This is a genomic window from Nocardioides cremeus, assembly GCF_030518195.1.
GTDB lineage: Bacteria > Actinomycetota > Actinomycetes > Propionibacteriales > Nocardioidaceae > Nocardioides > Nocardioides cremeus.
Window position 1 is genome coordinate 1 of record NZ_JAULSC010000300.1, and the last position, 275, is coordinate 275.

The window sequence follows — 275 nt, forward strand, 5'->3', positions numbered from 1 at the left end:
GTTTATTGCGACCGCAGTATTCATCGTGTTCGTGTAACTATCTCACAACCCTTTGGATCTACCTCTAGGATACAGCAGATGGATGAGGAAGTGACTTTGACCTTTAAAGAATTCCTTGACCAAGACTTCGTTTCCACGGAAGCATACGAAGATACATTAAAAAAGATGGAAGAGTTTGATAGGCAGTGTTGCAGAACAATCCACGATACAGCTATAGTAAGGACCTTACAACATCTGTCTTCGAATGCGAGAACTAATTCTATATAGTTTAATCC

At 40.0% G+C, this 275-nt stretch carries 1 protein-coding gene; it reads left to right on the forward strand.

Annotated elements, in window-relative coordinates; all coding sequences use genetic code 11:
• On the forward strand, positions 1 to 267 hold a 267-nt coding region (locus QWJ41_RS21205; RefSeq protein WP_302710480.1), incomplete at its 5' end, for a hypothetical protein.
• Between the last annotated feature and the right edge of the window lie 8 nt (positions 268 to 275).